The 952-nt window shown below is 49.4% G+C and carries 3 protein-coding genes; all 3 read right to left on the bottom strand.

All coding sequences use genetic code 11. The annotated features are described in order from the left end of the window. A partial coding sequence (locus tag ACS8FC_RS15360) for a metal-dependent hydrolase (RefSeq protein WP_439297410.1) occupies window positions 1-346 on the bottom strand: 346 nt, incomplete at its 3' end. Next, window positions 343-489 (bottom strand): hypothetical protein, encoded by a 147-nt coding sequence (locus tag ACS8FC_RS15365; RefSeq protein ID WP_439297411.1) that lies wholly within the window; start codon window positions 487-489, stop codon window positions 343-345. The genes ACS8FC_RS15365 and ACS8FC_RS15360, both read right to left, overlap by 4 nt. A 57-nt stretch (window positions 490-546) precedes the next feature. Further along, window positions 547-952, bottom strand: a 406-nt coding sequence (locus tag ACS8FC_RS15370; RefSeq protein ID WP_439297412.1) for a DUF72 domain-containing protein, incomplete at its 5' end; no start/stop codon positions are given.

Below are 952 nucleotides of genomic sequence, written 5' to 3' on the forward strand. Positions count from 1 at the left end.
CTGACTTGAATACCGCAAGTTTGCACCCTTTGATAAGTCCCACAATCAGGGCTGCGAGAAGCGGTATGGTATAGAGTGGATCAATGATAAAGACGGAGGCAATACTGATCGGGGTGATCTGTAACGGGTCTTGTAGCGGCCAAAATAGCTGCGTGCCGTAGACGGTAAAGCTGTCCAAGATAGGATGGGTGGTCAACACCAACGTCATGGCGAGTGCTAAGCGCCGCGTTGAATAAGGCAACGGCATATTGCGCCAGTGATGATAGCGACTAAGCAGCCAAGCGCCTGCGATACCCACTGCAGTTAGGACAAATAATGAATGACTAAAGCTGCGATGGTAGGTCATGTCACTGATGGGATCGGAGTAGCTGATAAGCACATCCAAATCAGGTAGCGTGCCCCGTATAGGTAGGCTTTGCGGCCTTGATATTTACCAAGTATCGTCCCTTGTACGCTTGCGCCCAAGACAATTTGACTGAGTGAGTCCATGAGTATCTACTTATTGAATGTCGTGTAAGGATTGAGCTTTATACCATCGCGTTTTGTTCAGAGAACCTCAAATTGATGTACCGTCAACGCTTCTCGCAGCATCGCAATATTATAATAGGCGTGCGCATTAACCGTGTTTTGAAAGAAGATATAGAGCACATCAAAATGCTGACGCTGATTGGCAATCGCTTGCGCCCAGTCTTGCATTTCCGCCGCACTATAGCGGTAGTCGTGACGATCAGCCGCGCTCATCGCATCCCACCAATTCAGGTTGTTGCCATGCATGCGCAAATAACCAGTACGTTCAGTAAATATCAGTCGTGAGGGCGGCAGTCCGCCAACTTTAGGATAATCGACGCTGCACCAAATCAGCCCTTGCTGTGCAAAACTATCGACCACTTGCGGGGTGTGCCAGCCGTTATGACGAAACTCAACGGCGAGCGGATAGTCCTTAAACCAGCTG

The sequence above is a fragment of the Psychrobacter sp. 1Y4 genome (assembly GCF_051847555.1).

Coding starts and splice junctions, on each gene's coding strand:
- ACS8FC_RS15365 (WP_439297411.1), bottom strand. CDS start 489: ATGGACTCACTCAGTCAAATTGTCTTGGGCGCAAGCGTACAAGGGACG.